Origin of the sequence: Chitinophaga sp. RAB17, assembly GCF_052114225.1 — a bacterium.
GTDB lineage: Bacteria > Bacteroidota > Bacteroidia > Chitinophagales > Chitinophagaceae > Chitinophaga.
Window position 1 is genome coordinate 1 of record NZ_JBFREI010000048.1, and the last position, 713, is coordinate 713.

Here is a 713-nt window from a genome sequence, read left to right on the forward strand (position 1 = left end):
TATTTTGAACAGCATGCGGTAGACTGCATCAAGATTGTGCCCTCTCACTGGAAGGCATTGTCTGATCCGGACCGTTTGCTGCTGCCGGGTAAACTGCTGATTTTTGGCGGTGAAGCGCTGGAAGCTGCCGTGATAGATAATATCCGGGCATCAGGCAGTACCTGCACCGTAGTGAATCACTATGGTCCAACAGAAACAACAGTAGGTAAATTATTGCACGTGGTATCACGTGAACGTATATACGATAGTGTGGTGCCCGTAGGTAAACCATTTTCCAATACGCGTATTTATGTGTTGAATGATGCCAGACAGCGTTGCCCGGTGGGCGTTCCCGGCGAACTATATATAGGCGGTGAAGGAGTAGCGGCGGGTTATCTGAACAATGCAGACCTGACAGCAGGCCGGTTTATCAACGATCCTTATTTTCCTTCAGACGGTGTAACACTGTACCGCACGGGGGATCTCGTAAAATATCTGCCCGATGGCAACATCGTATTTATGGGTCGTGTGGACGACCAGGTGAAGATCCGTGGTTACCGTGTAGAGCCGGGAGAGATCAGCCGCGTGCTGTCGTCCTGTGCGGGTGTGAGCCAGGGTGTTGTGATTGCCCGTGAAGATAAAACCGGCAGCAAACGATTGATCGGTTACGTAGTGGCCGCAGACTTTGACCGGGACCATATCCTGGAATACCTGCGCAGCCGCTTGCCGGAATA

Annotated in this window: 1 protein-coding gene; it reads left to right on the forward strand. The window is 51.6% G+C overall.

The features are described from left to right. A partial coding sequence (locus AB4Z08_RS35795; protein ID WP_441578572.1) for an AMP-binding protein occupies nucleotides 1–713 on the forward strand: 713 nt, incomplete at both ends.